The organism is Taylorella asinigenitalis ATCC 700933, from assembly GCF_000687755.1.
In the GTDB taxonomy this organism is placed as follows: Bacteria; Pseudomonadota; Gammaproteobacteria; order Burkholderiales; family Burkholderiaceae_B; genus Taylorella; species Taylorella asinigenitalis.
Window position 1 is genome coordinate 1 of sequence record NZ_JHXN01000032.1, and the last position, 1786, is coordinate 1786.

The 1786-nt window shown below is 66.8% G+C and carries 1 protein-coding gene; it reads left to right on the forward strand.

All coding sequences use genetic code 11. From position 1 onward, the window contains the following. A partial coding sequence (locus tag T432_RS08955) for a DUF3616 domain-containing protein (protein WP_156026352.1) occupies positions 1–1786 on the forward strand: 1786 nt, incomplete at both ends.

Sequence of the window (1786 nt, forward strand, 5' to 3'; positions counted from 1 at the left end):
AAGGCGCGTCCCAATCGCAACCGGGTGTTTGCGACCGACCTTCAGGGCTCGGGCGCGGCGGCCACCCTGAACTTCGTGGGGTCTTACGATCATCTACGCGACGATCTGCTCGCCTGGGACCGGGCCAACGGCAACGCCCTGGGACTGGGGGCCAGCGCCGCCAGTGGCGTCATTCCTGAGGCCGACGGCGGCGTGGGGTACAACATCGAAGGTCTGGCCTTCAAACCGGGCAGCAGCGTGGCCTACCTGGGATTCCGAGCGCCGCTGGAACCGTCCGGCACGCGCAACGCTGCGTTGATCGTTCCCGTCACCAACTTCACCGAGCTGGTCACGGGAACGGCCCGCACCGCCACCTTCGGGGCTCCTGTGCAACTCGACCTGGGCGGGCGCGGCATCCGTGAGCTGAAGTGCAACGATCAGGGCTGCCTGATTCTGGCGGGGCCAGCCAGCGGGGGCAGCTCGTTTGCGCTGTACTCGTGGAACGGCCAGAGCAACGGCGCGGCGCATCTGCGCAATGACCTGCAAGCCCTGGCCACCAGCATGGACGGCAGCCTGGAAAGCATCGTTACGATGCCTGCGGGCAACCCCGACAGCGACGCCTTGACCGGGCAGCCGGTGCAGGTGCTGACCGACAATGGCGACAGCGTGTATTACGGTGACGGCAAGATCGCCAAAGACCTGGTCGCCCCGGCGCAGGACTGGCAGAAATTTCGCGCCGAGACCGTGATTGTCGGTGCCCTGCCGGCCCAGACCTGCACCGTCAGCAACCTGAGCGTGACCCCAGACAACTCCACCCTGCCGGTGGGCGGCACCCAGACCTTCAAGGCAATCTACACCACGTCACCGCCCAACTGCGCCGTCAACGTCAGCTGGAGCAGCAGCGACCCAAGCAAGCTGACGGTGGACGAGCGCGGCGTCGCGCGAGCGGAAGCGGCGGGCACGGTGACCCTGACAGCCACGGTCACGCCCGGCAGCGGCGCCCCGGTGAGCGCCAGCACGGGCGTGACCGTCAGCGCTCCCGTGACCAGCCTGCCCAACGTGGCGGTGTACCGCGTCGGGGACGGCAGCGCCAAACTGACGAGCGCCGCCACGCCCGTTTTCGTGGACATCATCAATCCCAACGACGGGTCGCTGGTCCGGACGCTGAGCCTGCCGACCAGCACCAGTGGCAGCAACAGGCCGCTCCTGGCCAGCGGCACCGCCAGCAGTGAAGGGATGCTGACGCGCTCGGCGGACGCTCATTACCTGGTATTGACCGGCTACGCGGCCAGCGTCGGCCTGGCGAATGTCAAGGCGAGCGACAGTGCGACCACACCTCGCGTGATCGGGCGTCTGGACAGTGCCGGCACTGTGGACACCACCACGACCCTTCCCGACGCCTACAGTGGCGACAATATCCGGAGCGCCGCCAGCACAGATGGCCGCAGTTTTTATGTCACTGGCGGCAACAGCGGCGTGCGGCTCTACGCGCTGGGCGCCAGCAGCGGCCTCAGCATCAGCAGCGCCGCGTCCAACCTGCGTCAACTGGGCATCTTCGGCGATCAACTGTACGTGTCGAGTGGCAGTGGCAACGGCACGAAAGGGCTCTTGAGCGTAGGAAATGGCCTGCCCACGACCGGGAACCAGACCGTCAGCCGCCTGCCGGGTCTGTCCGACAGCGTTACCGGCGACAGCTACGGCTTTTTCTGGGCCGATCTGGACGGCCTGCCCGGTGCGGATACCCTGTACATTGCCGACGCCACGAGCGGCCTGCAAAAATTCAGTCTGCAAAACGGAACCTGGGTGG